Annotated in this window: 11 protein-coding genes, 1 tRNA gene and 1 rRNA gene; 10 read left to right on the top strand and 3 right to left on the bottom strand. The window is 49.4% G+C overall.

From position 1 onward, the window contains the following. Nucleotides 1-17: 17 nt before the first annotated feature. The 3 genes from fis to FDX24_RS18890 all read left to right on the top strand — a co-directional run bounded on the left by fis (nt 18) and on the right by FDX24_RS18890 (nt 1533). The gene (fis, locus tag FDX24_RS18900) at nt 18-314 is read left to right on the top strand and encodes a DNA-binding transcriptional regulator Fis (RefSeq protein ID WP_000462905.1); all 297 of its coding nucleotides are present in this window, start codon (nt 18-20) and stop codon (nt 312-314) included. Between the two features lie 87 nt (nt 315-401). Then, nucleotides 402-1286: an adenine-specific DNA-methyltransferase gene (yhdJ, locus tag FDX24_RS18895; protein WP_048213509.1), complete on the top strand. Its 885-nt coding sequence runs from the start codon at nt 402-404 to the stop codon at nt 1284-1286. Nucleotides 1287-1368: 82 nt separating this feature from the next. After that, nucleotides 1369-1533, top strand: coding sequence for a DUF2556 family protein (locus FDX24_RS18890; protein ID WP_048213464.1), 165 nt, complete (start codon nt 1369-1371; stop codon nt 1531-1533). Nucleotides 1534-1586: 53 nt separating this feature from the next. Here FDX24_RS18890 and envR read toward each other — a convergent pair whose 3' ends face one another. Continuing rightward, nucleotides 1587-2243, bottom strand: a complete 657-nt coding sequence (envR, locus tag FDX24_RS18885; RefSeq protein WP_061068709.1) for an acrEF/envCD operon transcriptional regulator — start codon at nt 2241-2243, stop codon at nt 1587-1589. 412 nt (nt 2244-2655) lie between these two features. On the opposite strand from envR, the gene FDX24_RS18880 reads away from it, so the two are divergent. The 7 genes from FDX24_RS18880 (at nt 2656) to FDX24_RS18850 (ending at nt 12048) form a co-directional block, all read left to right on the top strand. Then, the gene (locus FDX24_RS18880; RefSeq protein ID WP_101741930.1) at nt 2656-3816 is read left to right on the top strand and encodes an efflux RND transporter periplasmic adaptor subunit; all 1161 of its coding nucleotides are present in this window, start codon (nt 2656-2658) and stop codon (nt 3814-3816) included. A gap of 11 nt (nt 3817-3827) precedes the next feature. Next, a complete protein-coding gene (locus FDX24_RS18875) occupies nt 3828-6941 on the top strand; it encodes an efflux RND transporter permease subunit (RefSeq protein ID WP_115642772.1) in 3114 nt (1037 codons plus the stop codon). 269 nt (nt 6942-7210) lie between these two features. After that, on the top strand, nt 7211-7432 hold the full coding sequence (locus FDX24_RS18870; protein ID WP_048213468.1) for a membrane protein: 222 nt from the start codon (nt 7211-7213) through the stop codon (nt 7430-7432). Nucleotides 7433-7892: 460 nt separating this feature from the next. After that, nucleotides 7893-8918 (top strand): amino acid ABC transporter substrate-binding protein, encoded by a 1026-nt coding sequence (locus FDX24_RS18865; protein ID WP_061068712.1) that lies wholly within the window; start codon nt 7893-7895, stop codon nt 8916-8918. Between the two features lie 69 nt (nt 8919-8987). Then, nucleotides 8988-10169: an amino acid ABC transporter permease gene (locus tag FDX24_RS18860; RefSeq protein WP_101741933.1), complete on the top strand. Its 1182-nt coding sequence runs from the start codon at nt 8988-8990 to the stop codon at nt 10167-10169. Between the two features lie 9 nt (nt 10170-10178). Then, a complete protein-coding gene (locus tag FDX24_RS18855) occupies nt 10179-11282 on the top strand; it encodes an amino acid ABC transporter permease (protein WP_137364764.1) in 1104 nt (367 codons plus the stop codon). Between the two features lie 7 nt (nt 11283-11289). Next, a complete protein-coding gene (locus FDX24_RS18850) occupies nt 11290-12048 on the top strand; it encodes an amino acid ABC transporter ATP-binding protein (protein WP_048213472.1) in 759 nt (252 codons plus the stop codon). A 150-nt stretch (nt 12049-12198) separates the two neighbouring features. Here FDX24_RS18850 and rrf read toward each other — a convergent pair. Then, nucleotides 12199-12314: ribosomal RNA gene (gene rrf, locus FDX24_RS18845) — 5S ribosomal RNA — on the bottom strand. A 39-nt stretch (nt 12315-12353) separates the two neighbouring features. Further along, nucleotides 12354-12429 (bottom strand) — tRNA-Thr (locus tag FDX24_RS18840). Nucleotides 12430-12466 lie beyond the last annotated feature (37 nt).

Raw genomic sequence — 12466 nt, 5'->3', positions numbered from 1 at the left:
AAAGAGCTGACAGAACTATGTTCGAACAACGCGTAAATTCTGACGTACTGACCGTTTCTACCGTTAACTCTCAGGATCAGGTAACTCAAAAACCCCTGCGTGACTCGGTTAAACAGGCACTGAAGAACTATTTTGCTCAATTGAATGGTCAGGATGTTAACGATCTCTATGAGCTGGTACTGGCTGAAGTAGAACAGCCCCTGTTGGACATGGTGATGCAATACACCCGCGGTAACCAGACCCGTGCTGCCCTGATGATGGGCATCAACCGTGGTACGCTGCGTAAAAAACTGAAAAAATACGGCATGAACTGATACTAATCAGCGAAATGTTTGTTTTAAAAGGCGCTACTCGGCATGGGGAAGCGCCTTTTTTATTCGCGTCACACGGAGGCTTTGGTGATGAAAGCGAGATGTGAACCTGTCTACTTTGGTGATGAATCAAAAAAGATAATCCAGGGTGATGCGCTGACTGAACTGAAAAAGCTGCCGTCTGAAAGCATCGATCTGATCTTTGCCGACCCACCTTATAACATCGGGAAAGACTTTGACGGGTTGGTAGAATCCTGGGACGAAGAGAGCTTTCTGGCCTCGCTGTTCGAGTGCATTGATGAATGCCATCGAATATTAAAGCCACAAGGCACCATGTACATCATGAACAGTACGGAGAACATGCCGTACATCGACCTCAAATGTCGACAGCTTTTTACCATCAAGAGCCGTATTGTGTGGGCCTATGATAGCTCAGGGGTACAGGCCAAAAAGTACTTTGGCTCCATGTATGAACCGATCCTGATGATGGTCAAAGACCCAAAAAGTTATACATTTAACCGTGATGATATTTTGGTTGAAGCGAAAACCGGGGCGAAACGCGCGCTAATAGACTACAGAAAAAACCCACCTCAGCCCTACAATCATAAAAAAGTACCCGGTAATGTCTGGGAGTTTCCACGTGTTCGCTACCTGATGGATGAATACGAAAACCACCCCACGCAGAAACCCAAAGCCCTGCTGGAGCGCATCATTCTGGCTTCCTCCAACCCAGATGACAAAGTGCTGGATCCGTTTGCCGGTAGCTTCACAACCGGTGCCACTGCCGTGGAATTAGGTCGCAAGTTTGTCGGGATTGAAATCAATGCCGAATACGTAAAAATGGGGCTCAGAAGATTGAGTATTGGTTCTCATTTTTCAGAGAATGAGCTTGCAAAGGTGAAAAAGCGCAAGACGAAAAACCTGTCTAAAAAGAGTCGATTACCGGAAAAGAGCGGTGGAATTTCAGCAAAGTAAAAGCATTGTAAGTCTGCTTTTCAGCTTTTAGATTTCGTGTATATTCCCTGCACGCTTGGGCATGAATACACAGGATTTGGTAATGATTCGCAAGTATTGGTGGCTGGTTGTTTTTGCTGTCTTTGTTTTTCTTTTTGATGCGCTGCTCATTCAGTGGATAGAGTTGATGACAACAGAGCACGATAAGTGCCGGAATATGAACTCAGTAAATCCCCTCAAGCTGGTCAACTGTATCGACCTCGAATAGTACGTCCGGTGACTTACCGTTCTGCAACTGCCGTCAGTCCATGGCGGCAGAAACTAGCCAGCCTGATCCTCACCCTGAATCAATTGCAGCATGCAGCCATCAGGGCTTAACATTTTTAATACATTATCAACTAATACTGGCGCTTGTTTATAAAGATCATAACTCATTGGATTAATGAGCCAGTTTTTAACAATGCCACTAAAACTCCCATGAAGAATAATTATTATAACGTCTAAATCAAGGCTGGTTGCGATAAGCCCGTCGTCCATACATTTCTGCAAGGCAATGCGCATACCCAGATGGTTGATACCAATTTTTTCACGAATAGTCTGTTCCGATATCATATCATTATGGAATTCACATTTATGATATAAAATCTGCATTAATGCCTGCTGTCGAGGATTCTCAGCAATATATTGCAAACCCACAACTAATCTTTCTTGTAGCCGCTGTAGTGGGTTATCTCCCCAACGGCCCACGAGCCGCTCCTGAATAAGATCGCGCAAGGGCGGCTGCTGTAACCAAAGCTCATTAAAAAGCTGCGTTTTATTTTCGAAATGCCAATAGAGCGCTCCCCGCGTAACGTTGGCGGCGTCCGCAATGTCGTTGAGCGTCGTATTGCTTACGCCGCGCGCGGCAAACTGCGCTATCGCTGTTTCAATCAGGTGCTGCCGCGTTTTGAGAGCATCAGCTTTCGTTCTTCTGGCCATGGTTCCGACTGTCCGGAGTAGAGTGGAGAATGATTAACTTTCTTATCTAATATTTGCTAAACGAAATAAATGTATCACTTAGCGTTTATTTAGACGAGGTCTAAAAGCGTTAATTGCTGACATTGCACACGAATAAACAAAGCATATAAAAACCTTAAATACATTCACCAGCCAAATACTTATTTCAATATGTATTTATGCGCATCATAGTATTGCTATTAACACCATAATAAAACAACAGAGGATTAATCTTTTTTTGTTTTTATGTGCCGTGTGTCGCGCCCATAAATAAGTATTGCTTACATCGCAAGCTAATAATTTGTAGGATAGCCAACTATTATTTTTCTTGTGCGCGTTATCGCCTCTGCGTTACCCGGTTAATAACGAGCGTTCGGTTTTTTAAGGAATAGAAATGACGAAAAATGCCAGGTTTTCACTCCTGCCCTCATTCATCATCATCTCCGCTGCATTACTCGCCGGTTGTAACGATCAGGGAGAAACACAAGCTCATCCCGCAGAGCCGCAGGTGACTGTCCATGTCGTCGAAAAGGCGCCCTTAGCCGTGACGACCGAATTACCCGGGCGCACAACGGCATTTCGTATCGCAGAAGTCCGTCCTCAGGTTAGCGGAATTGTACTTAAACGGAATTTCACTGAGGGAAGCGATGTTGAAGCCGGTCAGTCGCTTTATCAGATCGACCCCGCGACTTACCAGGCTGACTATGACAGCGCCAAAGGCGAGCTGGCAAAGAGTGAAGCGGCGGCAGCTATCGCGCATTTAACGGTAAAACGTTATGTTCCGCTGGTAGGCACTAAGTACATCAGCCAGCAAGAGTACGATCAGGCCATTGCTGATGCCCGCCAGGCCGATGCTTCCGTAATCGCAGCAAAAGCCGCGGTCGAAAGCGCACGTATTAACCTGGCCTACACCAAAGTGACATCGCCCATTAGCGGACGGATCGGTAAATCTAACGTCACCGAAGGCGCATTAGTCACGAATGGCCAAGCGACTGAGCTTGCTACCGTTCAACAGCTTGATCCTATTTATGTCGACGTAACACAGTCCAGTAACGACTTTATGCGCCTCAAACAGTCTGTTGAACAAGGGAGTCTGCATAAAGACAGCGCCAGCAGTACCGTCGAACTGGTGATGGAAAATGGTCAGTCGTACCCGCTGAAAGGCTCTTTGCAATTTTCTGACGTGACGGTTGATGAAAGTACCGGATCCATCACCCTCAGGGCCGTCTTCCCTAACCCGCAGCACACGCTGCTGCCGGGCATGTTCGTGCGTGCGCGCATTGATGAAGGTGTTCAGCCAAATGCCATTCTCGTTCCGCAGCAGGGGGTAACACGTACGCCTCGCGGCGATGCCACCGTGATGGTCGTTAACGATAAAAGTCAGGTTGAGTCTCGCGCCGTTGTTGCCGCACAAGCCATTGGCGACAAGTGGCTCATCAGCGAAGGTCTGCAACCGGGTGACAAAGTTATCGTGAGCGGCTTACAGAAAGCACGCCCTGGCGTCCAGGTTAAAGCAACTGCCGACACCGAAATCTCTGCCACGAAAGCCCAATAAGGTAACCGGACATGGCTAACTTTTTTATCAGGCGTCCTATCTTTGCCTGGGTACTGGCCATCATTCTGATGATGGCGGGTGCTCTGGCAATCATGCAACTCCCCGTGGCGCAGTACCCAACCATTGCACCTCCTGCGGTCGCTATTACCGCAACCTATCCAGGTGCGGATGCGCAGACGGTACAAGATACTGTTACGCAGGTTATCGAACAGAATATGAACGGTATCGATAACCTGATGTATATGTCCTCCACCAGCGATTCCGCTGGAAGTGTGACCATCACGCTGACCTTCCAGTCCGGTACCGACCCCGATATCGCCCAGGTTCAGGTGCAAAATAAACTGCAGCTCGCCACACCTTTACTGCCGCAGGAAGTCCAGCAGCAGGGGATCGGCGTTGAGAAATCCAGCAGCAGTTTTTTAATGGTCGCGGGGTTTGTTTCTGATAACCCGCAAACCACACAGGATGATATTTCCGACTACGTTGCCTCTAACGTTAAAGACTCAATCAGTCGTCTTAATGGCGTGGGTGACGTACAGCTGTTTGGTGCGCAGTATGCTATGCGCATCTGGCTGGATGCGAACTTGCTGAACAAGTACCAGCTTACGCCGGTTGATGTGATCAATCAGTTGAAGGTCCAGAACGATCAGATAGCCGCAGGTCAGTTAGGCGGTACGCCAGCATTACCTAACCAGCAGCTTAACGCTTCTATCATTGCGCAAACGCGACTGAAAGATCCTGAAGAGTTCGGCAAAGTCACTTTACGCGTAAACAGCGATGGTTCAGTTGTTCACCTGAAGGACGTTGCGCGGATCGAGTTGGGTGGTGAGAACTACAACGTGGTGGCGCGTATTAACGGTAAGCCTGCGTCCGGCCTCGGTATTAAGCTGGCAACCGGGGCAAACGCGCTGGATACCGCTAACGCTATCAAAGCCAAACTGGCTGAGTTGCAACCGTTCTTCCCGCAGGGAATGAAGGTGGTCTATCCGTACGACACCACGCCATTTGTGACCATCTCCATCCACGAAGTGGTAAAAACGCTGTTTGAGGCGATCGTGCTGGTGTTCCTGGTCATGTATTTGTTCCTGCAGAACATCCGGGCAACGCTCATTCCAACCATCGCTGTCCCCGTCGTATTGTTAGGCACATTTGCCGTACTTGCCGCGTTTGGCTACTCAATAAACACCCTGACGATGTTCGGGATGGTGCTCGCCATCGGTCTATTGGTCGATGATGCGATAGTGGTAGTGGAAAACGTCGAACGTGTGATGATGGAAGATAATCTACCGCCTAAAGAGGCGACGGAAAAATCCATGTCACAAATTCAGGGAGCGCTGGTCGGCATCGCCATGGTGCTGTCTGCGGTCTTTATCCCGATGGCCTTCTTTGGTGGGTCGACAGGTGCTATCTACCGGCAGTTCTCCATCACCATTGTTTCCGCCATGGCGCTTTCTGTTCTGGTCGCGCTGATCCTGACTCCCGCGCTTTGCGCAACGCTGCTGAAGCCGGTATCGGCTGAACATCACGAGAAAAAAAGCGGTTTCTTTGGCTGGTTTAATGCCAAATTCGATCACAGCGTCAACCACTACACCAATAGTGTCAGCGGTATTGTGCGTAAAACCGGGCGTTACCTGGTTGTCTACCTGATCATCGTGATCGGAATGGCGGTGCTGTTTATGCGTCTGCCGACCTCCTTCCTGCCGGAAGAAGATCAGGGCGTATTTATGACTATGATTCAGCTCCCGGCGGGGGCAACACAAGAGCGCACCCAGAAAGTGCTGGATCAGGTCACCCAGTATTATCTGAACAATGAGAAAGCTAACGTCGCAAGCGTCTTCACGGTTAACGGCTTTAGCTTCAGCGGTCAGGGACAAAACTCAGGTCTGGCGTTCGTCAGCCTCAAGCCCTGGGATGAGCGTAGCGGAGAGGAAAACAGCGCCGAAGCGGTTATTGCACGCGCCACTCGCGCCTTCAGCCAGATCCGCGATGGTCTGGTCTTCCCCTTCAACATGCCGGCGATTGTTGAATTGGGTACTGCAACCGGCTTCGACTTCGAGCTGATCGATCAGGGTGGTCTGGGACATACAGCATTAACGCAAGCCCGTAACCAACTGCTGGGTATGGTGGCTAAACACCCAGATTTGTTAGTCCGCGTGCGTCCGAACGGCCTGGAAGATACCCCTCAGTTCAAACTGGATGTCGATCAGGAGAAAGCACAAGCACTGGGCGTTTCGCTGTCGGACATTAACGAGACCATCTCTGCATCGTTGGGCGGCTATTACGTCAATGACTTTATTGACCGCGGCCGAGTGAAGAAAGTGTACGTTCAGGCGGATGCTAAATACCGCATGCTGCCAACGGACATCAGTAATCTGTATATCCGCAGTGCCAATGGCGAAATGGTTCCGTTCTCTGCGTTCAGCGCATCGCATTGGGTTTACGGCTCACCGCGCCTGGAGCGTTACAACGGCATGCCATCGATGGAAATACTGGGGGAAGCCGCGCCGGGTCGAAGTACGGGTGAAGCAATGGCACTAATGGAAAGCCTCGCAGAAAAGCTGCCAAACGGTATTGGTCATGACTGGACGGGTATGTCTTATCAGGAACGACTGTCGGGTAACCAGGCACCTGCACTTTATGCCATCTCGCTAATCGTCGTCTTCCTTTGCCTGGCCGCGTTGTATGAGAGTTGGTCGATTCCCTTCTCCGTCATGCTGGTTGTACCGCTCGGTGTGGTAGGCGCACTGTTAGCTGCATCAGTGCGTGGGATGAATAACGACGTCTACTTCCAGGTGGGTCTGTTAACCACTATTGGCCTCTCGGCGAAGAACGCCATCCTGATCGTCGAATTTGCCAAAGACCTGATGGATAAAGAGGGCAAAGGATTGATAGAAGCCACTCTGGAGGCGTCGCGCATGCGTCTTCGTCCAATCCTGATGACATCCCTGGCGTTTATTCTGGGGGTTATGCCTCTGGTTATCAGCCATGGTGCAGGTAGCGGTGCGCAGAATGCGGTCGGTACGGGCGTAATGGGAGGAATGTTGACCGCGACGTTGTTGGCGATCTTCTTCGTTCCCGTCTTCTTCGTTGTCGTTAAACGGCGTTTTAGCCGGCACCACGAATAATTTGTAAAATAAAGGCGTCCATAGACGCCTTTTTACATGATGATGAGTTCTTTATTTATTAATGAGATAGACATTTAATTTTGCTGAAGCATTGCAGAACAAACTTTCAGGTGCCCCATTTTATCCATTATTTTTACAATCCACATGAATTGAGATTATTCCTCATGTCAGTCTTTTTTTAAGCAGTGGTAAAATAGCAGTCGAGTTCGCAGATGGCTGAGCGTTTACCTTTGCTCAATTAGCGAAACGCTTATTTTTGAGGTAACACCATGAAAAGATTAATACCCGTTGCACTGCTTACCGCATTACTGGCTGGCTGTGCACATGATTCCCCTTGTGTGCCTGTCTATGACGATCAAGGGCGTCTGGTTCATACCAATACCTGTATGAAAGGCACCACGCAGGATAACTGGGAAACTGCAGGAGCGATAGCCGGTGGTGCAGCCGCAGTTGCCGGCTTGACGCTTGGGATAGTTGCCTTGACGAAATAAAAAATCATAAAAGCGCGGCCGTTACCGCGCTTTTAGCAATACGAATTAAATCTTAATATAAGACAAAATGTTAGTTCATGGCATCATTCATAAAATAAAATTATTATAGATTCGCTTCACATATCCATGAACTCAAATTAGCATTTTCTGTATTCTTCGTTATAACGCACATCCCTTTCATTATTCTCACGCTACGGATATTCACGCCTGAAATCGTTATCATGCGTCCTGTCTTATTTTTAAATTTTTTGCGCCGAAATGTGGCTTACGTTTCAATTTTGCACCACTTCAGGGCGCTGCATTTATTCTTTCCTGTCTACACTCTGCATATTGCGTCGAATAATCGTGCGCAAAAACCTGGCACTACCTTTGCTTAGAAGAGTATGGCCATAGCCACAGACAGGTAAAAGACGTTTTCAGAACGTTTCCATAACAATAATTCCTCCACACAGGATGCTCTATGAAAAAGATGATAATAGCCAGCCTGGCTGCGGCCGGCGTGCTGCTTGCGGTTGCAAATCAGGCACATGCCGGCGCAACTCTCGATGCCGTACAGAAAAAGGGTTTTGTGCAATGTGGTATCAGTGATGGCCTGCCTGGTTTTTCTTACGCTGATGCAAGCGGTAAGTTCTCAGGTATTGATGTCGATGTATGTCGTGGCGTTGCCGCTGCCGTATTTGGTGATGACAGCAAAGTAAAATATACCCCACTCACCGCCAAAGAACGCTTCACCGCGTTACAGTCTGGTGAGGTCGATATGCTTTCCCGTAATACCACATGGACCTCTTCTCGCGATGCCGGAATGGGAATGTCTTTCACTGGCGTAACGTATTACGACGGCATCGGTTTTCTTACCCACAATAAAGCGGGCCTGAAGAGCGCTAAAGAGCTGGATGGCGCAACGGTTTGTATTCAGGCAGGAACAGATACTGAACTGAATGTGGCCGACTACTTTAAAGCCAATAACATGAAGTATACCCCTGTCACCTTTGACCGTTCTGATGAGTCCGCTAAAGCTCTCGAATCAGGGCGCTGCGATACACTTGCCTCCGACCAGTCTCAGTTGTACGCCCTGCGGATCAAACTGAGCAACCCCGCAGAATGGATTGTACTGCCAGAAGTTATTTCTAAAGAGCCACTGGGGCCAGTCGTGCGTCGTGGTGACGACGAGTGGTTCTCGATTGTTCGCTGGACGTTGTTCGCTATGCTGAACGCCGAAGAGATGGGGGTTAACTCGAAAAATGTTGACGAAAAAGCGGCAAATCCTGCAACACCGGATATGGCGCACCTGCTAGGTAAAGAGGGGGATTATGGCAAGGACCTGAAACTTGATAACAAATGGGCTTACAACATTATCAAGCAGGTAGGTAACTACTCGGAGATCTTTGAGCGTAACGTTGGATCGGAAAGCCCGTTGAAGATCAAGCGTGGGCAAAACAACCTCTGGAATAACGGTGGCATTCAGTATGCACCACCCGTGCGCTAATGCGCAGTGATGCAACGAGCGCCGCAACGGCGGCGCTCAGCCCAGAGTCATAGTTACCGAGGTTTTCTTATGTCCCATCGCCGCTCAAACGTAAAAGGATCGTTATCCTTTTCTAACCCTGCGGTCCGCGCCTGGTTATTTCAAATACTCGCTGTGATTGCGGTCGTTAGCATTGCGATCTATCTCATTCATAACACCATTAATAACCTGAGCAGTCGCGGTATTACCTCGGGATTTTCTTTTCTCGAACGCAGTGCCGGATTTGGTATCGTCCAGCATCTGATTGATTACGAGCAAGGCGATACATATGGCCGCGTTTTTATCGTCGGTCTGCTTAATACGCTATTAGTCTCTGCGTTGTGCATTGTTTTCGCATCATTTCTTGGCTTTTTTCTCGGGCTGGCACGGCTGTCGGATAACTGGTTACTACGAAAGCTCTCTACGATTTATATCGAAACGTTCCGCAATATCCCGCCATTGCTGCAGATCTTCTTTTGGTATTTTGCCGTATTGCGGAATTTGCCCGGACCGCGGCAGGCTGTTAGTGCCCTGGATCTGGTCTTTCTGAGCAATCGAGGGCTCTACATTCCGGCACCACAGATGGGAGAAGGCCTGATTACCTTCTGTGCCGCAATCATGCTTGCCGTCATCATCACCATTGGGTTATTTCGCTTCAACAAAATGCACCAGACCAAAACAGGCCAGTTGCGCCGAACATGGCCAACAGCCCTGATGCTAATCGTGTTTCTACCGATGATTTCACATTGGATTTTCGGTGCGGCGCTGCACTGGGATATCCCTGAACTGCGCGGGTTTAACTTCCGTGGCGGTATGGTGCTTATTCCCGAACTGGCTGCCCTGACGCTGGCGCTTTCGGTGTATACCTCAGCGTTTATTGCTGAAATTATCAGGGCGGGGATTCAGGCTGTTCCTTATGGCCAACATGAAGCAGCACGCTCGCTGGGCCTGCCAAATCCGGTAACGCTGCGCCAGGTGATCATCCCACAGGCGCTGCGCGTCATCATTCCCCCATTGACCAGCCAGTATCTGAATATCGTCAAGAACTCCTCTCTCGCAGCCGCCATTGGCTATCCGGATATGGTGTCATTGTTTGCCGGTACTGTGCTCAATCAAACAGGACAGGCCATCGAAACTATCGCCATCACCATGTCGGTGTACCTGATCATCAGCCTGAGCATTTCTCTGTTGATGAATATTTATAACCGCCGCATCGCACTGATTGAGCGCTAAGGAGCCATGATGACAAAAGCACTGCTGTCTCGCCCCGCGCGCCCGAGCAGTAACCAGGCAAGTCGCATTCTATTTTGGGCACGTAAAAACCTGTTCTCTAGTTGGTCAAACAGCCTGCTCACATTGCTATGCGTGTGGCTTATTTGGTCGTTCCTTCCCCCGCTGTTGAACTGGGCATTCCTGCAGGCCAACTGGGTCGGTTCTAGCCGGGCCGATTGTACAAAAGCAGGGGCTTGCTGGGTTTTCATCCATGAACGCTTCGGGCAATTTATGTATGGACTGTATCCACACGATCAACGCTGGCGCGTCAATCTGGCTCTGATTATTGGTCTGCTTTCCTTCATCCCGATGTTCTTGAAAATCATCCCCCACCGTGGCCGCTATATCGCCGTCTGGGCCGTCATTTATCCAGTGGTGGTTTGGTGGCTGATGTACGGGGGTTTTTTCGGGCTTGAGCGCGTAGAAACTCGCCAGTGGGGTGGATTAACACTGACGCTTATCATCGCATCCGTGGGTATTGCAGGCGCGCTTCCGTGGGGCATTTTACTGGCGTTAGGCCGCCGTTCTCATATGCCGATCGTGCGTGTTTTATCGGTCATTTTCATTGAGTTCTGGCGTGGTGTGCCGCTTATAACCGTCCTGTTTATGTCCTCAGTCATGCTCCCGCTATTTATGTCGGAGGGTACAACTATCGACAAACTTATTCGGGCACTGGTTGGTGTCATTCTCTTCCAGTCAGCCTATGTTGCTGAAGTGGTACGCGGAGGATTACAGGCCTTACCAAAAGGTCAATATGAAGCGGCTGAATCACTGGCGCTTGGGTACTGGAAAACGCAGGGGTTGGTTATTCTTCCCCAGGCGCTGAAGCTGGTCATTCCCGGCCTGGTCAATACCATCATCGCGCTATTCAAGGATACCAGCCTGGTCATTATCATCGGCCTGTTTGATCTCTTTAGCAGCGTCCAGCAAGCAACTGTCGACCCGGCCTGGCTGGGAATGTCGACAGAAGGATATGTTTTCGCTGCACTGATTTACTGGGTTTTCTGTTTCAGCATGTCGCGTTATAGCCAGCATCTGGAAAAACGTTTTAACACCGGGCGTACACCGCACTGAGGAATTTATGAGCCAAATAGTAATGCCGTCCACTGACGCGATGATTACGCTGGAAAACGTCAACAAATGGTATGGGCAGTTTCATGTCCTGAAAAATATCAACCTACAGGTAAAACAGGGAGAGCGTATCGTATTGTGTGGGCCTTCTGGTTCCGGAAAATCGACGACTATTCGCTGTATTAACCATCTGGAAGAACATCAGCAAGGGCGTATTGTCGTGGATGGAATCGAGCTCAACGAAGATATCCGCAATATCGAACGTGTCAGACAGGAAGTTGGCATGGTCTTTCAGCACTTTAATCTCTTCCCTCATTTAACGGTTCTGCAAAACTGCACACTGGCTCCTATTTGGGTGCAAAAGATGCCGAAGAAAGAAGCCGAAGTGCTGGCAATGCACTACCTTGAGCGGGTCCGCATTGCTGAACATGCACATAAATATCCCGGGCAAATTTCCGGTGGTCAGCAACAGCGTGTCGCTATTGCGCGCTCGCTGTGTATGAAACCCAAAATCATGCTGTTTGACGAACCCACGTCAGCGTTAGATCCCGAAATGGTAAAGGAAGTGCTGGATACGATGATTGGCCTGGCGCAATCGGGAATGACAATGCTGTGTGTAACACATGAAATGGGGTTCGCCCGCACGGTAGCGGATCGGGTGATCTTTATGGATCTTGGAGAGATTGTCGAACAGGCGCCTCCAGATGAATTTTTTGCCCATCCTAAATCCGAACGAACCCGTGCCTTTTTGTCGCAGGTTATACATTAATGCCCAATTGCCTGCACGTATCAGACTGACAGAAATATCAACCTCGTGGGGCCGGATAAAACGTTTACGCGTATCCGGCCTCTTTTCCGTGATACGTTAAAAAAGCAAAAAGGCCCAGTCTTTCGACTGGGCCTTTCGCTTTTATTTGATGCCTGGCAGTTCCCTACTCTCGCATGGGGAGACCCCACACTACCATCGGCGCTACGGCGTTTCACTTCTGAGTTCGGCATGGGGTCAGGTGGGACCACCGCGCTACAGCCGCCAGGCAAATTCTTTACTAAGTGCCAAACTTTAACCCGAAAAACTGGTGCTGATACCCAGAGTCGAACTGGGGACCTCACCCTTACCAAGGGTGCGCTCTACCAACTGAGCCATATCAGCACACTAAATTTGATGCCTGGCAGTTCCCTACTCTCGC

Source organism: Citrobacter sp. wls716, from assembly GCF_005280975.1.
In the GTDB taxonomy this organism is placed as follows: Bacteria; Pseudomonadota; Gammaproteobacteria; order Enterobacterales; family Enterobacteriaceae; genus Citrobacter; species Citrobacter youngae.
The sequence above is the reverse complement of the archived record's forward strand: the minus strand, read 5'-3'. Positions and strand labels throughout refer to the sequence as shown.